Genomic DNA, 21,408 nt, shown 5'->3' with positions numbered 1-21,408 from the left:
CCCGAGAAGGCCCGACCCGCTCGCCATCCATGACATCGATGCCGACGCGCGTCCCGGCTCCGGCCGGTCGGGCCGCTGGGCCAGCCGACCTCATCCGGGGTCCGTGTCCGCCTCGGCCCGGCGCTGCAGGCGAGCCGAGAACATGGCCGCGACGGAGCGATGCAACGTCGTCACACGCATGGTGGCGGCGACGACCTTGCGCCGCAACGCCGTGACGTCGTCGAAGTGCTGGCCGAACCGTTCGGAGCTCGACCACCGCACCGCTTCGTCGAGGGCGTCCAGCAGCCCCCGCTTGTGGAGGAGGATGCGTTCCACCGCGTCGGCGAAGGCGAGGCCCGCATCGGTCTGCTCGGGTGTCCGGTCGTCCATCGGGTCGCTCCTGTCGTCGGGGTCACGACCGCTATGCGCGGACGGAACGACGAGTCGCGAACCCGGACGGCCCGGGCGCGAGGATGACGGTGGACTCGAGTAGGGTGACCGGGTGCAGCACCGACCGGCGTCCGAGCCCGCACGCGCACTCCGCGTGGTGTCCCTGTTCTCCGGTGCGGGTGGCCTCGACCTCGGTCTGGAGCGAGCCGGTCACCGCATCGTGCAGCTCTGCGAGAACTGGGCGCCGGCGCAACGGGTCCTCGCCGAACGGTTCCCCGGCGTGCCCATCGCGGACGACGTCCGAGAGCTGGAACCGACGACCGAGTACGACCTGCTCACCGCCGGTTTCCCTTGCGTCGACCTGTCCCACGCAGGCCGGCAACGGGGGATCTTCGGGCCGCAGTCGGGACTGGTCGAGGAGGTGTTCCGCATCGTCGAGGCGACGGCGCCGGCGTTCGTCCTGCTCGAGAACGTCACGAACCTGCTCCGCCTCGGTCGCGGCGCCGGGATCGCGCACGTCGTCGATTCGCTCGAACGACTCGGTTACGCCTGGGCGTATCGGGTCCTGGATTCCCGGTTCAGCGGTGTCCCGCAGCGACGACGACGGGTCTTCATCCTCGCCGCACGCGACGACGATCCGACGTTCCTGCTCGACGGGGATGCGGTCGTCCCTCCCCCGCCGGACGACACGGATGTGTACTCCGGTTTCTACTGGACCGAAGGCCGTCGCGGCGTCGGACTCGTCGCCGACGCCATCCCGACCTTGAAGGGCGGGTCGACGCTGGGGTTGCCGTCCGCGCCGGCGATCTGGCGGCCGGGGGCACCCGTCGGTGACCGGATCGTCCTGCCCGACATCTCGCACGCGGAGCGGATGCAAGGGTTCCCGGTCGATTGGACGGCACCGGCGCGTGTCGCCGGGGAACCCGACCGCCGCTGGAAGTTGGTCGGGAACGCGGTGACCGTCGGTGTCGCCGAATGGCTCGGCCGCCGGCTCGCCGCGCCGGGCACCCCGGTCACTTCCCGGCCGGCGGAGCCTTGGGATTCCACCCGGCCGTGGCCGGATGCCGCATCCGGGGACGCATCGGGACGATGGCGTTCCCCCGCGACGGACCGACCCGAGCAGTCCACCCCGACCCCTCTGGCGAGCATCTTCGACGAGGGCAGCACGACCCCGCTGTCCCGACGCGCCACGGCCGGGTTCCGTTCGAGGGTCCGCGAGTCCGGGATCACCTTGAACCCACGGTTCGTCGAGGACCTCCAGACCCACGAGACGGCCATGGACACGCTGACGGTGTCCTGGGCGTCGTCGCCGACGGTCCGACGACGTATGCAGCACACGCTGCCCGCGGGGGGATCGGCCGAACAGCGGATCCGTCGCGCGTTGACGGCGCGCGGCGCGCGGTACCGCCTGCAGATGCGGCTCGTCCCGGACGCACGGTGGCGGTCCGACATCGTCTTCACCCGAGCCCGGGTGGTCGTGGACGTCCGCGGATGCTTCTGGCATGCGTGCCCCGATCACGGCACTCGACCGAAGACGAACACGACCCGTTGGGACACAAAACTCGCTGCGAACATCGACCGTGACGCCAGGATGGTCGCCGACCTCCGACGGCACGGCTGGCATGTCGAAGTGGTCTGGGAGCATGAGGATCCCGACGCCGCCGCCGAACAGATCATGCGGATCGTCGCCGACCGCCGAGCAAAGATCGCCTCATAGTGGCGAGCTCCCCGACGACACTCGGTGCGGTGTACACCCGACGCTGGGCGGCCGAGCTGCTGCTGGATCGGATCGGGTACGTCGCCGACGAGGACCTCACCGTGGACGTGCTCATCGAACCGTGCTGCGGTGACGGTGCGTTCGCGGTCCCCATCGTCGAACGGCTGCTCCGTTCGGCGCGGCAGCACGGCGTTCCCGCGGCCAGTCTGCGGAGATCGTTGGTGTTCGTCGATATCGACCCCGACGCCGTCGACGCCGCGGCGGAGGCCGTCACCGGTGCGCTCCTCCGAGCGGGCGTCGACTACGAGACCACGGCCATGTTGACCGGCAGCTGGTTTCGGGTCGCGGATTTCCTCCTCACCTGCACGTTGCCGGGAGCACGATGGGTGGTCGGGAACCCGCCATACCTGCGCATCGAGGACGTCCCCGCAGCGCGGCGCGACCGCTACCGGCGCCGCTGGGACGCTATGCGTGGTCGGGCGGACGTCTACGTCGGGTTCTGGCAGGCGGGTCTTGCCACGCTCGCGCCCGGCGGACGGGTGGGCTTCATCTGCGCCGACCGGTGGCTGCGCAACCAATACGGCACCACCCTCCGACGGATCGTGGCGCAGCGGCATCGAGTCGAACTCGTCTTGGACCTCCACGACGTCGCGACGTTCGAACAGGACGTCGACGCGTATCCCGCGATGGTCGTCATCGGACGTGGACCCTCGTCCGAACCCGCCCGCGTCGGGAAGCTCGCCGCGGGCTTCGGCGCAGACGACCTCGACGCCCTCGAGACCGCACTCACGCGCTCCGCGACCCGCCGGACCGAGACCTTCTCGGTCTGGTCGCAACCTCAGGCCTCGTTCGGCCCGTCCGGCTGGGTGCTCGTCTTGCCGGGAGACGACGGCGACGTCCGGCACCTGCAGGATCTGCTGCCGTCGCTGCCCGATGCCGGGGTGCGCGTCCACGGCGGCCTCGCGACCGGCGCCGACGACGTCTTCATCGTCCATGGGAGCGTCGACGTCGAAACAGAGTTGCTGCGCCGCATCGTCGGGCCGTCGGATCTCGTCGGCGGCCGGCTCGTGTGGTCGGGCCGTCGGCTGATCTTCCCCTGGACGCGATCGCGTGCGCTGGTCGACCTCCACGACCACCCGAGGCTCGCGGCCTACCTCGCTCCGTATCGTGCTCGCTTGGAGCGTCGTCACGTCGTCCGGACGCGGAAGGATCGGGACGGGTGGTGGCGCACCATCGACCGGGAACCCCTCGGTGGGTACGTGGGCGATGCGCTCCTCATCCCGGACATCCGGGAACGGGTGGAACCCGTCCTGGACACCGAGCAGCACGTGCCGATGCACAGTCTCTACCGGCTGACTTCCGACGTGTGGGACCTGGAGGTCCTCGGGGGTGTGCTCCTGTCGGACTTCGTCCACGGTCAGATGAAGGCGCTGTCGATCGCGATGGCGAGCGGCCGGATGCGCGTCAGCGCCCAATACCTCAAACGGCTCCGTATGCCGACCGTCCACCAGCTGGGCGATGTCGCGGACCCGTTGCGGGAAGCGTTCCGCCGACGTGACCGCGAGAGCGCTTCGGAACTGGTACGCGGGGTGTTGACGGCGGTGCAGGCGTCGTCGGAGGCGGGCCGCGATGGATGCTGAATCGGCGGGCGAGTGGGAACTGCCCCGGAAACGGTTGCGGGTGGGTGTCGTCTCGGAACGCGGAGCGGTGAACGCCGTCCGCGCGCTCCTCGAACGTCACAGCTTCGTGGTCAGCGAATGGGACGCGCGCAGCGACTACGGCCGTGATCTCTTCATCGACCTGACCGACGCCGGTGAGCTGACCGGCACGGTCATCGCCGCGCAGGTCAAAGGAGGCAGGTCGCATTTCTGGAGAGGGACCGCGACGATCTCCGCACGCCTCTCGGACATCCGGTTCTGGTCGGAGTCCACCGTCCCCGTCGTCGGGATCGTGTGGGATCCGGACGATGGGTCGATGTGGTGGGTGGACCTGACGCTGCGGAGCCGGGAGCTCGCGGTCCGGTTCCGCGACGAACGTCCCGCTCGCGGGCATGTCGAACGCATCGCCGTGACAAACCCGCTGGACGAACTGACCGTGCACGCGATGATCGACGCGGTCAAGGACAACGCTCCCGGATACGCGGAGGACGCGTTCCTGAAGTTGTTCGACGACGACGACGTGGTTCGCTCCGACGGCGTCATCGCATGCTGGACGTTCGCGCGACGAGATCCTAGATCGTTGACCCTGCTGCGTCGCGCGCTGCCCCGCCTCCGCGGCCGCAGCTTCCTCGACGCCCTCACCGTCTTCGGGATGTACGTCGGACACCCCGACATCTGGTACCCCCGCGGGTTCGACGTGGATCGGCGGCCGAAGGATATGCCGGCGCTGCTCGACTGGAGCGGCGAGGAGGTCGCCGCGATGATCCACGAACACGAACGTCTCGTCGGCGACGACGACCAGTGGCGACGCGGCGGCACCGGACAGACGCTCTGGCACGTCCTGCATCCTCTCGGTCGGACCGGACCGGTGCCGTTCGAGGAGGCGCTGCGTATCGCGGTGCACCGCCGGCAGTTCGATGCGGCGTTCAGGATCCTCGTCGGCGTCGCAGCGTGGGCCGACGATCCGTGGACGGCGCTCGGGGATGCGCTGCGGACGTATCCCGCTCTCGACGGACGCAGCGACGTCGCGATGTTGCTCCAGCACATCGCCGACGTCGGGACGATCGAACCGTACGACTGAGCGGACGCGCACCATCGGCATCCCGAACGCAACCGCGACGGCCCGGTGACGGCACCGCGACCGGCCCCCGCGGCGGCACGCCGAGACCCGGACACGGGTCCTTCCGCCGACGTCGGTACCCGCCGCATATGATCGGCGGAAGACGACCGACAGCCTCGTGCCGCCGGTGACGGATCCACACGCGGGAGGAACCGATGTACGGAGCACAAGACGACCTCGCCACCGGGCTGGCGACCTCGGCCCTCGGTCTCGAGCTGACACGCGTGGCGACGGCTGCGTCGAGGACCCGTCACGGTCAGCCGCCGCTTCCCGTGGAGCTGCGGGCGATCGATGCGGTCGTGCACAAGCTCCGCACCGAGGTCGACCTCCTCAGCGGTCGACGTGAGGCAGCGGTCGACGACCGATCATCGTACGCGATGGCCGGGTTCACCCTCGACGCCCTGCACGCGCAGACGGCTCCACGACCGGCCGACACGTCACCGGACGCCGCCGTCGACGAGCTGGAACGCATCATCGATCGACTGCAGCGACTGCACGACGCACACGTCGAAGCCGCCGATGCCGAGTTCCTCGAGGAGCTGTTCCTCGCGAGCGGTTCCGGGGCGCTCCAAGCGCTCTCCGCGACCGGCGAAGAAGCCCCGGCGCAACTCTGATGCTCCCCGTCGTGCCGTCGAACGCTCGTGCACGGCACGAACGCGACGCGCTGCTGGACCGGGTCAGAGCATTTTCGTCCCACGTGGAGACACAACGCGCCCTCCTCGGCGGCGACGGCACCGGTGCGCATCTGGCGCTGCGACTCTTCCTCGACTACTGCGACCTCGTCGAGGTCGAAATCACCGAGTCGTTCGATACCGCTCCGAGCGATGCGACCCGGTTGGGACAGATCCGACACTGGAGCAACCACGTCCGCACCCGCGTGCGCCTGTTCGACGCGCAGTTCCGCCGCGGCCGAGGGGAGGTCCCCGCGCCGGTGGTCGACCTTGTCGAGTCGGAGCTGACCAGCATGGGTCTCCCGGACGTACGTGCGGTCGTGTCGGTGGGGATCCCGGGCAACTTCCTCACCTGGACCGACTTCGTCCGGTCGCTGTTCAACGGGCTGTCCGATCCCGCCGCACGCGACCGCACACCGATGGTCGTGATCACCGCCCCGGACATGGAGGGGTCCCAGGCGTCGTGGATCCCCATCGTCACAGGTCATGAACTTGCCCATTACCTCCAACGCCACCGGCCGATCAGCCGCTCCCACCCGAACCAGTTCACGGAATGGGACGTGGCAGCGCTCCCCGTCAACCCCCACTCGACGCACGTGGAACTGGCTCGGGAACTCAACCAGATCGCAGCCAGCTGGTTGGAGGAACTCACCTGCGACGCATACGCGGTGCACCGTTACGGCGCAGCCGCCGTCGTCGCACTCACCGACTTCCTCCACTACGTCGGGCCCGTGTCCATCCCGGGCGAGAGCCACCCTCATCGTGCGCTCCGGACACGACTGATGTTCCGGTGGCTGGACGGCACCACCGGCGGCGACACGCTCCGGATCGCCGGGGTCGCCAGGCCCATGACCGTACAGGACCGTCCGCTGCCCGCCTGGGCGCAGTTGCTGGAGAAGCACTTCGAGGCGGTCGCGGCGAGCATCTGGGACGACGTGACCGCATGGTCACCGCACACGACGTACACGCAGGCCACCGCGAGCGACACGATCGAGGACTGCGCGGAGCAGCTCCTCGCAGGACACCCGGCGATCGCTCGAGAACGCGCCCCACATCGTGGGGACCCGGTCAGCGAACCCGACCTGGTGAATGCGATCTGGCTCGCCTTCCGCAGCAGCACCGACGTGCCGCTGAACCGGATGGCGTTGAAGTCGTTGGACCTGCTCGGCTTCCTCCACCGATGGCACGCCGCCGGCGGCGGCCACCAGCCGCCGGCGGCGGCGGCCACACCGTCGCCCACCCCGTTCGGTGCGCTGTCCGCCGCCGAACTGACGCATCGGCTCGGAGTCACCGACGACACCCGCTTGCAGGTCATCCCCCGCCTGCCTCCCGCGGTGACCGCCGCGAGCATCGACCTCCGGCTGGGCAACGAGTTCATCGTGTTCGAACGTTCCTCCCTCGGCGAGTTCGACGCGCTCGACGATGCGCAGGATCCACGCGCGATCCAGAAGCGGGTGTCCCGAGCGTGGGGCGACACCTTCTTCCTCCATCCCGGGCAGCTGGTCCTTGCGGCGACGTTGGAGTACCTGATGCTGCCCGACGACCTGGTCGGCCAGGTGATCACCCGTTCCTCGTACGGTCGACTCGGGCTGCTCTCCGCGACCGCGGTAGAGGTCCATCCCGGCTTCCGAGGATGTCTGACCCTGGAGCTGGTCAACCTCGGCGAACTACCGATGGCGATCGCGCCCGGAGAGCGGATCGCGCAGCTGATGCTCTGGCACACCGCACCGCCCGCGGCGGGAGCGGGGACCACCGCGGCGAAGTACAGCTACCCGATCGGACCGGAGTTCTCCAAGATCCGAAGCGACACGGAGGCGGAGACGCTGCGGCGGATGCGGCAGGCGCACGCAGCGCGGTGACCGCGCACCGTGCGACGTCGCACCGGCCGGCGCACGGCAGCCGCTCCCCCGCTCCGCTCGCATCGGGTGGCGGCGGCGGGCGGGCCGGGCGTCGACGAGGGCGTCAACGCATCGGATCGCCAGCCGGCGGTTCCTCTAACCGCCGGGCGACGCCGTCCACGGCACGTTCGGGTGACCAGAGGACGAACGTGGAACCGGCACCGCCTCGGCTCTCCAAACGGATGCGGCCATCGTGGCTCTCGAGGATCTGCCGGGCGATCGCCAGGCCGAGCCCGCTGCCGCTTCGCCGGTCCGACGTGTCCGCACCACGGTAGAAGCGGTCGAACACGCGCGCACGGTCCGCCTCCGCGATCCCCGGCCCCTCGTCGGCGACACCGATCCACGCCCACCTCGGACGCTGCCGACCCCGACCGTGATGGTGCTGCCGGCGGGGGCGAGCCGCACCGCGTTGGAGAGGACGTTGCCGACCGCACGCGCGAGCGCATCGGGGTCGGCGAACGCGACGGGCCCAGCGGCGATACGCCGGCGGATGACGATCCTCCGATCCTGCGCGGTGCTGCGGTACTCCTCTGCGGTCTGCTCGGCGAGTCTGGCGATGTCGACGACGCGGTCGGTGAACGCGCCGGATCGTGCGCGAGCGGACGCGAGGAGGTCTTCGAGAAGCCGACTCATCCGCCGCGTGGACTGTAGGACCACCGTCGCGGCGGCGTGCCGCTCGGACGGCTCGGTGAAGTCGTCGGCGAGGACGGCTTCGACGTTCGACTGGACGACCGCCACCGGGTTCCGGAGCTCGTGGGAGACGTCCTCGACGAGCATGCGTTCGGCTCGGAACGCCCCGTCGAGCCGTTCGAGCATCCCGTCGATGGTGTCCGCGAGGCGATGGAGCTCGTCCGGGGGCCCGTCCGCGGCGATGCGTCGGGAGAGGTCGGTTGCCGTGATCTCCTCCGCCGCCCGGATGATCGCACCGACCGGGCGCAGTGCCCGCCCCGCGACCCACCAGCCGATCCCGAGGCTGAGGGCGAACATCACCACGAGCGCGATCAGCGATTACCGCTGCAGGCTCTGCAGCGACGCGAAGTTGACCGCGCGTTGCACCGTGGCGAGGTCCGCGACCTGGAACTGCTCACCCGGCCGGTAGACGATCGTGCCGTCGGCAGCGGTGTAGAACTTCTTTACCGTCACCGGGTTCAGCGGCGCCGCCGAAATGGTGGACGACACCGCGACATAGACGGCGGAGAGCGCCAAGCACGAGAGGCGGACGTCGGGAAGGCGACGCTCTCGCGACGCGCAGCCGGATGCGGTGTCCGCTCAGGGTCGTGACGAAGAGCTTGCTGTCGGAATAGCTGCTCGACGGCGTCAGACCCTGCCAGTCGGCTCCCTCGAGTCGAGGTGAACCGCTGAAGTGCATGTCACTGCTGACGTAGACGTGCCGCTCGACCGAAGTCAACAGAGCGGTCATCAGGTAGGGAGCCACCACGTTCGCGGGCAGCATCTCACTACCAGAGTTCACGCCGGCGTTATGGACGACGGCCTGGACCGGCGCACCATCCTGGAGCTATTGGATCGCGTCGAGGACTTCCTGTCGGACGGCGAAGTCCGCGACGACCATATCGGCGCCGCGCTCGACGAGGTCGGCGACGGCACCAGCGCGCTGTGCGGAACGGGCGTGGAGAACGACGTCATGACCGTCGTGGAGAAGCGCTTCGGCTGTCGCCCGCCCGATGCCGTCGGTCGAACCGGTGATCAAGATCCGTGTCATGGCACCATGATGGATCGCGAAGCACGGACCTGCGGAGAGGACAGGCCCGGGTCCGGGTCCGGGCCCGGGCAGTCAGCAGAGCTGCACACCCAATGACAGCTGCAATCGTCCGATCGTTGCGAGATCAGGCCACACCGTACCGGCCAGCACATTGGTCAGAGTCTGATGATTTACGCCCGCCTCAGCCGCAACGGAACGAACGGAACGTGAACCGATTGCTGCCCTCAGCCGCAACACGAACTGGCGCCCGAACTCGCCCAAGGGGTTCGGACTCATCACATCGGGCCACGGTGCCGGCGCCAAATCAACTGGCCGAGAGCGAGCCAACCTACCCATAGAACGCCACCACCGAAGCCATCCAAAGCAAACGACCCCACACCTGACCTCGGAATGCCCCTCCGGGAGAGACCGCTACAGCGCCGAATTGGCCAAAAGCGCACAACATCGGCCAGATCACCTGCCGCGCTGACCACACACCACGCATGTTTGGCCAACTCCGGCCCGGCGCATCAGGAGCCAGCGGGGCGTTCTCGTTCGTCAGACCGGGATCAGAAGTCCCAGTCCTCGTCCTCCGTCACGACGGCCTTGCCGATGACGTACGACGACCCCGACCCCGAGAAGAAGTCGTGGTTCTCGTCCGCGTTCGGCGACAGCGCCGACAGGATCGCCGGGTTCACGTCCGTCGTCTCCTTGGGGAACATCGGCTCGTAGCCCAGGTTCATCAGCGCCTTGTTGGCGTTGTAGTGCAGGAACTTCTTGACGTCCTCGGTCAGCCCGACACCGTCGTAGAGGTCCTGCGTGTACTGCACCTCGTTCTCGTAGAGCTCGAAGAGCAGGTTGAACGTGTAGTCCTTGATCTCCTGCTTGCGCTCCTCGGAGGCGCCCTCGAGGCCCTTCTGGAACTTGTACCCGATGTAGTACCCGTGGACGGCCTCGTCGCGGATGATCAGGCGGATCAGGTCGGCGGTGTTGGTGAGCTTCGCCCGGCTGGACCAGTACATCGGCAGGTAGAAGCCGGAGTAGAACAGGAACGACTCGAGCAGCGTCGAGGCGACCTTGCGCTTCAGGGGGTCGTCACCCGTGTAGTAGTCGAGGACGATCTGGGCCTTCTTCTGCAGGTTCGGGTTCTCCGTGGACCAGCGGAAGGCGTCGTCGATCTCGGGCGTCGAGGCGAGCGTCGAGAAGATCGACGAGTAGCTCTTCGCGTGGACCGACTCCATGAACGCGATGTTCGTGTAGACGGCCTCTTCGTGCGGGGTGATCGCGTCCGGGATCAGGCTGATCGCGCCGACGGTGCCCTGGATCGTGTCGAGCAGCGTCAGGCCGGTGAAGACCCGCATGGTGAGCTGCTGCTCCTCCGGCGTGAGCGTGTTCCACGACTGCACGTCGTTCGACAGCGGCACCTTCTCGGGCAGCCAGAAGTTGTTGACCAGCCGGTTCCAGACCTCGACGTCCTTGTCGTCCTGGATGCGGTTCCAGTTGATGGCACTGACCGCGCTGATCAGCGGGATGGACTTGCCCGTGGCGTGGACCGGGTCGGTGAGGGTCATGGCTTTCTTCCGGGTGGTGGTGGACAGGACGATCGGACGGACTGGAGGCGCAGGGCGGGGCCCGCCCCGCGCCTCCAGGAAGAGAGCAGCAGCTCTACAGCATGCAGCTGACGCAGCCCTCGACCTCGGTGCCCTCGAGGGCGAGCTGGCGCAGACGGATGTAGTAGATCGTCTTGATGCCCTTGCGCCATGCGTAGATCTGGGCCTTGTTGATGTCGCGCGTGGTGGCGGTGTCCTTGAAGAACAGCGTCAGCGACAGGCCCTGGTCGACGTGCTGGGTGGCAGCCGCGTAGGTGTCGATGATCTTCTCGGCACCGATCTCGTACGCGTCCTGGTAGTAGTCCAGGTTGTCGTTCGTCATGAACGGCGCCGGGTAGTAGACGCGACCGAGCTTGCCTTCCTTGCGGATCTCGATCTTCGACGCGATCGGGTGGATCGACGACGTCGAGTGGTTGATGTACGAGATCGACCCGGTCGGCGGGACGGCCTGCAGGTTCTGGTTGTAGATGCCGTGCTCCTGGATGGACGCCTTCAGCGCCTTCCAGTCGTCCTGCGTCGGGATCGTGATGTTCGCGTCGTCGAACAGCGAGGCGACGCGCTGGGTCGCCGGCGTCCAGGCCTGGTCGGTGTACTTGTCGAAGAACTCGCCCGACGCGTACTTCGAGTCGCGGAAGCCGTCGAACGTCTCCCCCGTCTCGATCGCGATGTTGTTCGAGGCGCGCAGGGCGTGGAACAGCACCGTGTAGAAGTAGATGTTCGTGAAGTCGATGCCCTCGTCGGAGCCGTAGAACACGCGCTCACGAGCGAGGTAGCCGTGCAGGTTCATCTGGCCGAGGCCGATGGCGTGCGACTTGTCGTTGCCGTCCTCGACGGAGCGGACCGACGAGATGTGCGACATCTGCGAGACCGAGGTCAGGCCGCGGATCGCGGTCTCGATGGTCTTGCCGAAGTCCGGCGAGTCCATCGTCAGCGCGATGTTCAGCGAGCCGAGGTTGCAGGAGATGTCCTTGCCGATCTCCTTGTAGGACAGGTCCTCGTTGAAGGTCGTCGGCGTGTTGACCTGCAGGATCTCCGAGCACAGGTTGGACATGTTGATCCGACCCTTGATCGGGTTGGCCTTGTTCACCGTGTCCTCGAACACGATGTACGGGTAGCCCGACTCGAACTGGATCTCGGCGATGGTCGTGAAGAAGTCACGCGCCTTGATCTTCGTCTTCTTGATGCGCGAGTCGTCGACCATCGCGCGGTAGTTCTCGGAGATCGGGACGTCGCCGAAGGGCATCCCGTAGACCTTCTCGACGTCGTACGGCGAGAACAGGTACATGTCCTCGTTGTTCTTCGCGAGCTCGAACGTGATGTCCGGCACGACGACACCGAGCGAGAGCGTCTTGATGCGGATCTTCTCGTCCGCGTTCTCGCGCTTGGTGTCGAGGAACTTCATGATGTCGGGGTGGTGCGCCGACAGGTAGACGGCACCGGCACCCTGACGCGCGCCGAGCTGGTTCGCGTACGAGAAGGAGTCTTCCAGCAGCTTCATCACGGGGATGATGCCCGACGACTGGTTCTCGATCTGCTTGATCGGGGCGCCGGCCTCGCGGATGTTGGAGAGGAGCAGGGCCACGCCACCGCCGCGCTTCGAGAGCTGCAGCGACGAGTTGATCCCGCGCGAGATCGACTCCATGTTGTCCTCGATGCGGAGGAGGAAGCAGGAGACGAGCTCGCCGCGCTGGGCCTTCGCGGTGTTGAGGAACGTCGGGGTCGCGGGCTGGAAGCGGCCGGCGATGATCTCCTCGACGAGGTCGATCGCGAGCTGCTCGTTGCCCTGCGCCAGGCCGAGGGCGGTCATCACGACGCGGTCCTCGAAACGCTCGAGGTAGCGCTTGCCGTCGAACGTCTTGAGCGTGTAGCTCGTGTAGTACTTGAACGCACCGAGGAACGTCTGGAACCGGAACTTCTTCGAGTACGCCAGGTCGTTGAGCTGCTGGATGAAGTCGAGCGAGTACTGCTCGATCGTCGCGGCTTCGTAGTACTCGTTCTCGACCAGGTAGTCGAGCCGCTCCTTCAGGTTGTGGAAGAAGACGGTGTTCTGGTTGACGTGCTGCAGGAAGAACTGCTTGGCGGCCTCACGATCCTTGTCGAACTGGATGTTCCCGTCCGCGTCGTAGAGGTTGAGCATCGCGTTGAGGGAGTGGTAGTCCATCCCCGTCTGCGGCGACGTCAGATCGACGTCTGCAACTGCTGCGTCCAAAATGCATCCAATCCTGAGTTGACCGCCTGCACGTCGTCAGGCGTTCCGAAGAGTTCGAAGCGGTACAAGAGCGGGACGCCGCACTTCTCGGCGATGACGTCCCCGGCGAGGCCGTAGGCCGCGCCGAAGTTCGTGTTCCCTCCGACGATCACACCGCGGATGAGCGAGCGGTTGCGTTCGTCGTTGAGGAACTTGATGACCTGCTTGGGGACCGCGCCCTGGCCGTTGCCGCCACCGTAGGTGGGCAGCACGAGCACGTACGGCTCGTCCGCGTGGAGGAACGGGTCGCTCGGGAGGAGCGGGATGCGGTCCGCGTCACGGCCGAGCTTCTCGACGAAGCGGGCCGTGTAGCCGGACACGCTCGAGAAGTAGACGAGGCGACTCATGTGCGCGCTCCTTGTGAGAGGTGCGGACAGCAGATCAGGGGTGGCCCGTCGGAGGTGCTGCGCGCCTCCGGGCCGGCGGAGCTGCGGGCCCCGGTGACGGGACCCGCACGGCTCACGCGAGTTCGGCGCTGAGCGTCGCGATCTTGTCGGGACGGAAGCCCGACCAGTGGTCGTCGTCGGTCACGACGACGGGGGCCTGCATGTAGCCGAGGCTCTTGACGTGCTCGAGCGCTGCTTCGTCGGCGGAGACGTCGAGCACCTCGTACTGGATGCCCTTGTTGTCGAGCGCGCGGTACGTCGCGGTGCACTGGACGCAGGACGGCTTGGTGTAGACGGTGACGGCCATGATCTCCCCTGGTTCTTGCTGGTGTCGTGCTTGCTGTGGAGGTGGTGCTGATGCCACGTGTGCAGGTGGTGCAGGTAGCTGCGCAGACGTGTCCGGGAAGGGGCCGCTGCGATGTCTCCACACTACATCTAGTGGCTGACTGCCGCACCGACCACTAGAGGAAGTGTTACAGCCGTGTAGTTCTCCACAAGCCCTTCCACAGTGTGCACAGCTCGGGGAGGCCCGCGGTTCCGCCAGTCTGCGGCCGACCACCGACACTTCCCCACACTCGTGGAGAGCCTCGATCCACAGGTGTGGAATCGACGCGTCGGCGTGTCGCGGCAGCCCGTGCCGAGCACCGTGGGCACCCGGTCTGTCCACAGCACCCCCGGACGGGTGACGGCACGTTCCGTCCGGTCGGTACGCTCGTCCCGTGAGCGCCTACGGACCCCTGCTGAAGACCCCCGGAGTCGGTCGCGTCATCGCAGCACAGCTCACCGCGCGCTTCCCGTTCGGCATGCTCTCGCTCGCCTACCTGCTGCACGTCGAGCACGTGTTCCACTCCTACGGCGCCGCGGGGCTCGTCCTCGCGACGACGAGCATCGGCCAGGCGATCGCCGGCCCGCTCACGAGCCGGTGGATGGGCAGCTGGGGCATGCGGCCGGTGCTGGTCCTGACGAGCGCCGTCGCCCTGGCGAGCATGGTCGTGATCGCGTTCGTCACGATGCCGCTCTGGGGGTACGTCGTCGTCGGGTTCCTCGGCGGTCTGGCGGTCCCGCCCGTGCAGCCCGCGGTGCGCACCATCTACCCGAAGATGGTGACCTCGTCGCAGCTCACCCCGCTGTTCTCGCTCGACGCCAGTGCGCAGGAGCTCATCTGGGTCGCCGGCCCGGTCATCACCACGTTCGTCGCGACGCAGGTCGGCACGGTGCAGGCGATCGTCGTCGCCATGGTGTTCCTGGTCGTGGGCGGCGTGTGGTTCATCGCCTCCCCCGAGCTCGGTCGCGTCCGCATCCCCCGGTCGAAGCGCGCGTTCGGTGTCGTGCTGAAGCGGCCGTCGGTGATCGTCGCGACGCTGACCGGCCTGCTGCTCATCGGCGCGTGCTCGGCGGTCGAGGCGAGCGTCACCAGCGTCTTCGGAGAGGGCAGTCCGAACGCCGGCATCGTCCTCGCGGTGTTCGCGGTCGGGTCGCTCGCCGGCGGCCTCGCGCTCGGACACCGACCGATCTCGAAGAACACGCTCTGGGCGCGCATGTCGATCGTCTTCGTCGGGCTCGCGCTCGCGGTCGGCGGCACCGACTTCTGGTGGCTCTGCCTGGCCCTCGTCATCGCCGGTGCCGGCATCGCACCGGCACTCGCGGTCATGTTCGGCTCGGTGTCCGCGACGGTCAAGTTCTCCGACACGGCCGAGGCCTACGGCTGGATGGGCACCGGCCAGCTCATCGGTGCCGCCGGCGGGTCCGCCGTCGCGGGCTTCCTCATCGACGCGAACGGCCCGACCGGCGGCATGACCGTCGGAGCGGTGATGGCGGCGGCGGGGGTCGTCCTGCCGCTCGTGACGAAGCGGTGGTTGCCCGACCTGCGCGGCCGCGACGCGAGCCCCCTCCCCGACACCGAGCCGGTCACGCTGCCGAGCTGACGGCCGGGAGGCACGACGTACCCCCGCCCCGATGGGCAGGATGGGTGCATGGTCACCTCCTTCCCCCTCCGCGACGGCCGGTCGATCCCCGCGATCGGGTTCGGCGTCTACAAGGTCGACGACGCCGAGGCGGAGACCGCCGTCCGCCTGGCGCTCGACGCCGGGTACCGCCACGTCGACACGGCCGAGATGTACGGCAACGAAGCCGGCGTCGGGAAGGCGATCCGTGCCTCCCGGCTGGACCGCGACGACGTCTTCGTGACCACCAAGGTGTGGAACGACCACCAGGGGCGCGACGCGACCCTGCGGGCGTTCGACGCGAGCCTCGAGCGGCTCGGACTCGACGCCGTCGACCTGTACCTCATCCACTGGCCGGCGGCGGCGAACGGCCGGTACGTCGAGACGTGGCGGACGCTCGTCGAGCTGCGCGAGCAGGGTCGGGCGCGGAGCGTGGGCGTCTCGAACTTCCAGGTGCCGCACCTGCAGCGGGTGGTCGACGAGACGGGCGAGGTGCCGGCCGTCAACCAGGTCGAGCGCCACCCGTGGCTGCCGCAGCGCGAGCTGATCGAGTTCCACGAGGAGCACGGCATCCGGACCGAGGCGTGGTCGCCGCTCGGACGTGGGCGGCTCGTCGACGACCCGGTGCTCACGCGGATCGCGGACGCGCACGGGGTGAGCGTGGCGCAGGTGCTCGTGCGGTGGAACGTGCAGCAGGGGGTCGTCGTGCTGCCGAAGTCGGTGACGCCGTCGCGCATCCGGGCGAACATCGACGTCGACGGGTTCGAGCTGACCGACGAGGACCTGACCGCGATCGCCGGTCTCGAGAACGGACAGCGGACCGGGTCGCACCCGGACTCGGTGTCCTGACGCCGTCGCCATCGCCGTCGCCGTCGCCGTCGCCGGGGATCTAGAGCGTGTCTCCTGAATGGTGGGTCCAGGCGATGACGGCGTTGAGCACGACGGCTGAGCGGTAGACGATCGCGAGGTCGTCGTACCTCGTCGCCAGGGCTCGCCATCGCTTGAGGCGACAGAAGCCACGCTCGACGACGTTCCGGTTCCTGTAGTCGATGCGGTCGCAGGTCACGGGTCTCCCGCCGCGGGAACCACGCCGTTTCCGGCGTCCTTGCTGGCCGCGAGGCTCGGGGATCACGGACTCGATACCGCGGTCGCGCAGGTGTTGCCGGATCGCTTTGGATGAGTACGCCTTGTCACCGCGGAGCCGGTCCGGTCGGGTCCGCGGCCTGCCCACCGGACGGGCCACTTCGAGCGCTGCCAGCAGCGGCAGCAGCCTCGGTGAGTCGCCGGCTTGTCCGGGCGTGATCAGGGTGACCAGGGGCAGCCCGTGGCCGTCGACGAGCTGGTGGACCTTCGTGGACAGGCCGCCGCGGGAGCGGCCGCATCCGTGATCAGGCGGCTCGAGCGTCCGCAACCGGACGGCCACGTTTGCCTGTCGGACTCGGCATGAACGACTGGATCGAAGACCACTGAGCATCGGAGAGCAGCTGGAATCATGTCACCACTACAGCGCGCCAGCGCTCTACCTGATCTTCAGCAGACACGCCCTAGTGCGTTGCAGCGGGAGTACTGGCGTGGGCTTCTTCCGATGTGGGGTCTTCGCTCTGCGCTCGCTTGCCGGAATTCCGGGTCAGGAGACCGGCGATCGTCGCGGCGAGGAAGAGCGCGGCGGACACCAGGAAAGCGGTCTGGTAGGCGGCAAGCGTCGTCGCACCTGTCGGTGTTCCCGAACCCTCTGTGAGGAGAGCAGTGGCGTAGACGGTGTTCAGCAGCGCGACGCCGAGAGCTCCGCCCAGCTGCTGCGTCGTGTTGATCGTGGCGCTGGCGACTCCGGAGTCAGCGTCCGTGACGCCGTTCAGCGCGGCGTTGTTGATCGCAACGTACGTCACACCGAGTCCGAGGCCCATCAGGATCTGGGAGGGCAGCACAACGGTGATCCAGGATGACGGGCCGATCGTGGTCAGCCACGCCATGCCTGCGGTAGCGAGGATGAGGCCGCCGACGATGAGGGGCTTGGCTCCGATGCGGGGCAAGAGGGATGAGGACAGCGTGGCACTCGCGACGATGCCGATGCTGAAGGGGAGGAACGCAAAGCCGGTCTGCAGCGGTGTGAAGCCGAGGGAGAGCTGCAGGTAGTAGGTGAGGAACAGGAACATACCGAACACCGCCGCGTTGGCAAGGAAGCCGGCAGAGAGCGCGCTGGCGCGGGTGCGGTTCGTCAGGATCCGTAGTGGGAGCATCGGGTTCTTCACCTTCGCCTGCACGAACACGAAGGCTGCGAGAAGCACGACGGCGCCGATGAGCGAGGCGATCGTGACGGCGCTGGTCCAGCCCGCGCCGGGTTCGGCGGCGTAGGTGAACCCGACGACGAGGAGAGCGGATCCGGCGGTGACGAGCACCGCGCCGAGAACGTCCAGGCGGCGCGAGTTCCCGGCGTGGCTCTCCCGAACGGCCCACATCGCCGTGATCACGGCGACGAGGGAGATCGGCACGTTGATGAACAGCGTCCAGCGCCAGTTGACGAATTCGGTCAGGACCCCGCCGAGGAGCAGACCGACTGCACCGCCAGCCCCCTGAACGGCCCCGTACGCGGCAAACGCCCGTGCTCGCTCACGCGGGTTGGTGAACGTGACGTTCAGCAAGGACAAGGCTGCGGGTGCGAGGGCTGCGGCGAACACACCCTGGGCGGCGCGAGCGGCGAACAGCATCTCTGGCGTTGAAGAGAGACCACCGATGGCGGACACGATCGCGAAGCCGATGAGCGAGATGACCAGGGTCTTCTTGCGCCCGACGATGTCCGCGATCCGACCGCCGAGCATCAGGAGCCCGCCGAAGGTGATGGCGTAGGCGGTCACGGCCCAGACGCGGTCAGCGTCCGAGATCCCGAGTTCCTGCTGCGCCTCCGGCAAGACGATGTTGATGATGGAGGCGTCGAGCACGACCATGAGGCTGGCCAGTGTGATCGCGACGAGGGCGAACCACTTCCGTGGGTTCTCCGGTGCGGACGGCGGCGGGGCGGTGACGGGTGAATCTGACACGTGGTGGTCCACTACTTTCGGGCAGGCCAAGGAGGCCCGAGGTGACGGGGAGGGTGGGGCAAGCACGAAGCACGAACCGGCTTCGGTTGGTCGGTCAAGGACGCTGGGCGATGATGACGTTGTCAGCGACGTCGGCGCGCTGCCCGTCAGGGCCGGACGCCTCACGCCACGCGGTCTCCTGCCGCACGATGCGCAGGTCTTCACCGAGGCCCAGCCGGGTCACCGCCTCGTTCGCGGTGGGGAACTCCTGGTCGTGGGCACCCCAGGACCATGGTGCCGATGACGCGTGGTCGATGACGACGAGGTACCCGCCCGGGGACAGGACTTCGGATGTGCGACCGATGATCGCGTTCCGGTCGATGTCCACTGGCGTGTGGAAGTAACAGGCGTACACCAGGTCGAACGGGCCGGCGGGGATGTCTCGAGCAAGATCCTTCCGGAAGGCACTCAGGCGCGGGCCCAACTCACTGCGCTGCGCTGCGTCGGTGACGCGTGCAATGGCGGTCGCGGAGACGTCTACCGCAGTGACGTGCCAGCCGTTGGAGGCGAGCCAGAGCGCATCCCCACCGTGTCCGCATCCGAGGTCCAGAGCACGAGCCGGGACAGGAGCCAGGTCATCCAGGACTGCAGCGAGGACTGCGTTCGGCCGGGTCCCCCAAGACGGGTCCATGCCCTGGTAGTGGGATTCCCAGAACCGCTCGCTCGGCGTGGTGTCCTCGCTCATCGCGTCTCCGCCTTCGCGCTGCCGCGGAGTGCGAGGCGGACGTCGTCGAGGACGAGAGCGTGGTTCACCGCGCCTGCGGCGAGGGCCGCGGTGCCGATGGAGACAGGGACGTTGGCCATCGCGTTGACCACGTTCCCGGCCGCCCACACCCCGTCGACGCTCGTCCTCCCGCTGGGGTCGACGGTGGCGAAGGACCCCCAGGGGTGTTCAGTGCGCTCGACCTCCAGCTGTCGCAGTGCCGCGTCCTGTGGGATCAGACGCGGTGCGGTGAAGATCGCGTCGAGCTCGATGGTCCGTCCATCGTCGAACTCCACGCCGGACAGCTGGTCACCTCGGGACAGCACACGCGTGACTCGCCCATCCTCGATCCGGATGCCGCGGGCGTCGAACGCCGCCTGGTCCTCACCGGTCGGCGCATCCGTGTCGTGTGCGAGGTAGATGATCTGGTCGGACCACTGTCGCAACAGTTGCGCTTGGAAGATGCTGCCGGGGCCGGTAGCCAGGATCCCGATCCGTCGGTCGCGCACTTCGTACCCGTCGCAGTACGGGCACGCCGCGACACCGCTGCCCCAACGCTCGGCGAGGCCATCGACGTCAGGCAGTTCATCGCTGGCACCCGTCGCCACGAGGAGCGCCCGCGCCAGCACGGTCCGGGAGTCATCGGTCTCCACCGCGAACCCGTCGCCCTCGTGACGGGTCGTCACAGCCGGAGTGTCCCAGATGGCACCGCCGTGGGCTTCGACTTCGGCCCGACCTACCGCGAGAAGCTCCAGCGGAGGTTTCCCGTCATGACCGAGGACACCGTGCATGTGGGCGGCGAACCTGTTCCGGGGTGCCCCCGCATCGAGCACAAGCACCTTGCGGCGCGCACGTCCGAGCATCAGCGCTGCGCTGAGGCCAGCACTACCGCCACCGAGTACCACGACATCCCACTCGAATCTGCTCACGTGATGACCCTGCAACACGGTGACCAGAACCTCAAACTGATTTGCGAGAATCGCAAAGGCGGGAGAGGCTGTACGGTATGGGACACGACGACCTCGATGCGGTAATGGACGGGCTCGGCGCGCGGCTGAGGGAGCAGCGGACGAGACGGGGCCTCCGGCTCGCCGACGTGAGCGAGATCACGGGAGTCTCGATCAGCATCCTGTCCAGGCTCGAATCAGGGGTCCGCGCTCCAAGCCTCGACGTGCTGCTGAAGATCGCCCGCGTCTTCCAGGTTCCTCTCGACGAGCTCGTCGGCGCGCCCGCATCCGGTGATCCACGTGTGCACCCCAAACCGGTCCGTCGCCACGGGATGATCTACCTTCCCCTCACCACGAGGCCGATCGGGGTTCAGGCCTTCAAGGTGATCCTGCCGGGTCGTGAGCCGGACGCGCGGATCTGCCAGAAGACCCATGTCGGCTACGAGTGGGTGTTCGTTCTCACTGGGACGCTGCACCTGCAGATCGGCTCGACACTCACGGTGCTCGATGCTGGAGAGGTGGCCGAGTTCGACACGGCAGCGCCGCACGGCATGGCCAGCGGCACGACGAACCCGGTCGAGGTCCTGACCCTCTTCAGCGCACAGGGCGAGCAGCTGCACATCCGCGACGCCTGACCGTCGAGACTGCTCGCCAGGGTTGACGGTCGAACACAGAGAACCCGCGGTGTGGCGCCTTGCCGACCGCGTCACCTACGAGCGCGGGGCAGGGTTCCCAGGAGCGCCGAAGTTGATGAGCTCAGGAGGGCGTCCCAGAGACAGAGATGCCGCACCGCAATCTCCGGTTGGTCGGCCTACGCGGTGTGACCTGCAACGCGGAGTGGGCACAGGGCAGAGCTGCCCTGTGCGGACACCCTCCGTGCGGCGTGTGCCGTCGGGGCCGGCGTTGTGCTCCACGAGTCGAGCCAACCGCCGTTTCGTCACCTGTCAACGTGTGTTGACGTGCCGTATCGGGCCGCGCCTCCGCGTCCCCTGACAAGAGCTCCTTCCGGTCAGCGAACTTCGTTGAAGCGAGGTCTGCTGGCCGAACCCGCGTTCACGACGCCACACGCGGCAGCCCCGAGTGGGCGAAAGTCGGACCCGTCACCCGACGACATCAACGCCGTTGTGCAACGGCGATCGTCGCTGCACCCGCACCCGAGCGGACGGCCAGTCGACGCCGCCGGCGCTACAGACAGGATCGGTCCGACCTACCAAGACTTCTTCACCAACGGAGATGCCAGTGGTACGCGCGTCCGTTCGGCTGGGGTCCAGAGAAATCGCACCGGACTGATCTGCCGACGACTCGGTTTGAACATGCGCTTGACTCCCGGCTCGGCGGGCGGGCCCCGTTCCCGAGTGACCAGGG

Annotated in this window: 21 protein-coding genes and 1 pseudogene; 10 read left to right on the top strand and 12 right to left on the bottom strand. The window is 67.9% G+C overall.

What is annotated here, in order from left to right; genetic code table 11:
- Positions 1 to 90: 90 nt before the first annotated feature.
- A complete protein-coding gene (locus tag PIJ49_RS08350; RefSeq protein WP_271826306.1) occupies positions 91 to 369 on the bottom strand; it encodes a hypothetical protein in 279 nt (92 codons plus the stop codon).
- Positions 370 to 481: 112 nt separating this feature from the next.
- Between PIJ49_RS08350 and dcm the strand changes: the two genes are divergently transcribed.
- The 5 genes from dcm to dcd all read left to right on the top strand — a co-directional run bounded on the left by dcm (position 482) and on the right by dcd (position 7,394).
- On the top strand, positions 482 to 2,086 hold the full coding sequence (gene dcm, locus PIJ49_RS08345; protein ID WP_271826305.1) for a DNA (cytosine-5-)-methyltransferase: 1,605 nt from the start codon (positions 482 to 484) through the stop codon (positions 2,084 to 2,086).
- A 29-nt stretch (positions 2,087 to 2,115) separates the two neighbouring features.
- Positions 2,116 to 3,726 carry an Eco57I restriction-modification methylase domain-containing protein gene (locus PIJ49_RS08340; RefSeq protein ID WP_271826304.1) on the top strand — a complete coding sequence of 537 codons (1,611 nt, stop codon included), beginning with the start codon at positions 2,116 to 2,118 and terminating at the stop codon, positions 3,724 to 3,726.
- A complete protein-coding gene (locus tag PIJ49_RS08335) occupies positions 3,716 to 4,825 on the top strand; it encodes a DUF4365 domain-containing protein (RefSeq protein WP_271826303.1) in 1,110 nt (369 codons plus the stop codon). Before PIJ49_RS08340 ends, PIJ49_RS08335 begins: the two co-directional genes overlap by 11 nt.
- A gap of 194 nt (positions 4,826 to 5,019) precedes the next feature.
- Entirely contained in the window at positions 5,020 to 5,478 is a 459-nt protein-coding gene (locus PIJ49_RS08330) for a hypothetical protein (RefSeq protein ID WP_271826302.1), read from the top strand.
- A gap of 83 nt (positions 5,479 to 5,561) precedes the next feature.
- The gene (gene dcd, locus PIJ49_RS08325) at positions 5,562 to 7,394 is read left to right on the top strand and encodes a dCTP deaminase (protein WP_271826301.1); all 1,833 of its coding nucleotides are present in this window, start codon (positions 5,562 to 5,564) and stop codon (positions 7,392 to 7,394) included.
- Between the two features lie 103 nt (positions 7,395 to 7,497).
- Here dcd and PIJ49_RS16980 read toward each other — a convergent pair whose 3' ends face one another.
- The 3 genes and pseudogenes from PIJ49_RS16980 to PIJ49_RS08315 all read right to left on the bottom strand — a co-directional run bounded on the left by PIJ49_RS16980 (position 7,498) and on the right by PIJ49_RS08315 (position 8,612).
- Positions 7,498 to 7,746, bottom strand: coding sequence for a sensor histidine kinase (locus PIJ49_RS16980; RefSeq protein ID WP_442874620.1), 249 nt, complete (start codon positions 7,744 to 7,746; stop codon positions 7,498 to 7,500).
- A 281-nt stretch (positions 7,747 to 8,027) separates the two neighbouring features.
- Positions 8,028 to 8,420, bottom strand: a pseudogene (locus PIJ49_RS16975) (histidine kinase dimerization/phospho-acceptor domain-containing protein); the annotation flags it as partial.
- 21 nt (positions 8,421 to 8,441) lie between these two features.
- Positions 8,442 to 8,612 (bottom strand): hypothetical protein, encoded by a 171-nt coding sequence (locus PIJ49_RS08315; RefSeq protein WP_271826299.1) that lies wholly within the window; start codon positions 8,610 to 8,612, stop codon positions 8,442 to 8,444.
- 301 nt (positions 8,613 to 8,913) lie between these two features.
- On the opposite strand from PIJ49_RS08315, the gene PIJ49_RS08310 reads away from it, so the two are divergent.
- On the top strand, positions 8,914 to 9,249 hold the full coding sequence (locus tag PIJ49_RS08310; protein WP_271826298.1) for a hypothetical protein: 336 nt from the start codon (positions 8,914 to 8,916) through the stop codon (positions 9,247 to 9,249).
- Positions 9,250 to 9,701: 452 nt separating this feature from the next.
- On the opposite strand, the gene nrdF is transcribed toward PIJ49_RS08310, so the two are convergent.
- The 4 genes from nrdF to nrdH all read right to left on the bottom strand — a co-directional run bounded on the left by nrdF (position 9,702) and on the right by nrdH (position 13,683).
- Positions 9,702 to 10,703, bottom strand: a complete 1,002-nt coding sequence (gene nrdF / locus PIJ49_RS08305) for a class 1b ribonucleoside-diphosphate reductase subunit beta (RefSeq protein ID WP_058725585.1) — start codon at positions 10,701 to 10,703, stop codon at positions 9,702 to 9,704.
- A gap of 94 nt (positions 10,704 to 10,797) precedes the next feature.
- Positions 10,798 to 12,903: a class 1b ribonucleoside-diphosphate reductase subunit alpha gene (nrdE, locus tag PIJ49_RS08300; RefSeq protein ID WP_251155683.1), complete on the bottom strand. Its 2,106-nt coding sequence runs from the start codon at positions 12,901 to 12,903 to the stop codon at positions 10,798 to 10,800.
- Positions 12,904 to 12,920: 17 nt separating this feature from the next.
- Positions 12,921 to 13,337: a class Ib ribonucleoside-diphosphate reductase assembly flavoprotein NrdI gene (nrdI, locus tag PIJ49_RS08295; protein ID WP_209685912.1), complete on the bottom strand. Its 417-nt coding sequence runs from the start codon at positions 13,335 to 13,337 to the stop codon at positions 12,921 to 12,923.
- 112 nt (positions 13,338 to 13,449) lie between these two features.
- Positions 13,450 to 13,683 (bottom strand): glutaredoxin-like protein NrdH, encoded by a 234-nt coding sequence (gene nrdH, locus PIJ49_RS08290; protein ID WP_058727719.1) that lies wholly within the window; start codon positions 13,681 to 13,683, stop codon positions 13,450 to 13,452.
- A 412-nt stretch (positions 13,684 to 14,095) separates the two neighbouring features.
- Between nrdH and PIJ49_RS08285 the strand changes: the two genes are divergently transcribed.
- Both PIJ49_RS08285 and PIJ49_RS08280 read left to right on the top strand, forming a co-directional pair.
- The gene (locus PIJ49_RS08285; protein ID WP_066656297.1) at positions 14,096 to 15,301 is read left to right on the top strand and encodes an MFS transporter; all 1,206 of its coding nucleotides are present in this window, start codon (positions 14,096 to 14,098) and stop codon (positions 15,299 to 15,301) included.
- A gap of 48 nt (positions 15,302 to 15,349) precedes the next feature.
- On the top strand, positions 15,350 to 16,168 hold the full coding sequence (locus PIJ49_RS08280) for an aldo/keto reductase (RefSeq protein ID WP_066656298.1): 819 nt from the start codon (positions 15,350 to 15,352) through the stop codon (positions 16,166 to 16,168).
- Positions 16,169 to 16,208: 40 nt separating this feature from the next.
- Here the strand turns inward: PIJ49_RS08280 and PIJ49_RS08275 are convergent, their stop codons facing one another.
- The 4 genes from PIJ49_RS08275 to PIJ49_RS08260 all read right to left on the bottom strand — a co-directional run bounded on the left by PIJ49_RS08275 (position 16,209) and on the right by PIJ49_RS08260 (position 19,959).
- A complete protein-coding gene (locus tag PIJ49_RS08275) occupies positions 16,209 to 16,793 on the bottom strand; it encodes an IS5 family transposase (RefSeq protein ID WP_271826297.1) in 585 nt (194 codons plus the stop codon).
- A gap of 70 nt (positions 16,794 to 16,863) precedes the next feature.
- Positions 16,864 to 18,354, bottom strand: coding sequence for an MFS transporter (locus tag PIJ49_RS08270; protein WP_209685914.1), 1,491 nt, complete (start codon positions 18,352 to 18,354; stop codon positions 16,864 to 16,866).
- A gap of 94 nt (positions 18,355 to 18,448) precedes the next feature.
- Entirely contained in the window at positions 18,449 to 19,078 is a 630-nt protein-coding gene (locus PIJ49_RS08265) for a class I SAM-dependent methyltransferase (RefSeq protein WP_209685916.1), read from the bottom strand.
- On the bottom strand, positions 19,075 to 19,959 hold the full coding sequence (locus PIJ49_RS08260; protein ID WP_271826363.1) for an NAD(P)/FAD-dependent oxidoreductase: 885 nt from the start codon (positions 19,957 to 19,959) through the stop codon (positions 19,075 to 19,077). Before PIJ49_RS08260 ends, PIJ49_RS08265 begins: the two co-directional genes overlap by 4 nt.
- Between PIJ49_RS08260 and PIJ49_RS08255 the strand changes: the two genes are divergently transcribed.
- The gene (locus PIJ49_RS08255; protein ID WP_271826366.1) at positions 19,867 to 20,130 is read left to right on the top strand and encodes a hypothetical protein; all 264 of its coding nucleotides are present in this window, start codon (positions 19,867 to 19,869) and stop codon (positions 20,128 to 20,130) included. The two genes, PIJ49_RS08260 and PIJ49_RS08255, sit on opposite strands and share 93 nt — an antisense overlap.
- On the top strand, positions 20,103 to 20,678 hold the full coding sequence (locus PIJ49_RS08250) for a helix-turn-helix domain-containing protein (RefSeq protein WP_066656309.1): 576 nt from the start codon (positions 20,103 to 20,105) through the stop codon (positions 20,676 to 20,678). Before PIJ49_RS08255 ends, PIJ49_RS08250 begins: the two co-directional genes overlap by 28 nt.
- The last annotated feature ends 730 nt before the right edge of the window (positions 20,679 to 21,408 follow it).

The organism is Curtobacterium uvaldense (assembly GCF_028307415.1).
In the GTDB taxonomy this organism is placed as follows: Bacteria; Actinomycetota; Actinomycetes; order Actinomycetales; family Microbacteriaceae; genus Curtobacterium.
The sequence above is the reverse complement of the archived record's forward strand: the minus strand, read 5'-3'. Positions and strand labels throughout refer to the sequence as shown.